Below are 290 nucleotides of genomic sequence, written 5' to 3' on the forward strand. Positions count from 1 at the left end.
CAGGGACGAATCCTCCAGCGATTGGGAGGGCGCGAAGAAAGTACGGCATCTCGTCCGTCGATTCCGGGCCAGCCGACGACACTTCCGACGACGCCCGCAGGCCCGACATTGCAACCGCCCGACCTGCCTCCCGTATTGACCCCTGCGGACAACGGTGTGCTGCCGCTGGCTGAACAGCAGGGCCCTCCGCCCATCATCTCGACCGCGTCGAATAGAGTGCCATCGCGTCGTAGCGATAAACCATCGTTTTGGTTTGGATTCGCAGCCGGTATGGCGTGTATGCTGATTCT

It is taken from the genome of Thermogutta sp., assembly GCF_014359955.1.
Lineage (GTDB): Bacteria > Planctomycetota > Planctomycetia > Pirellulales > Thermoguttaceae > Thermogutta.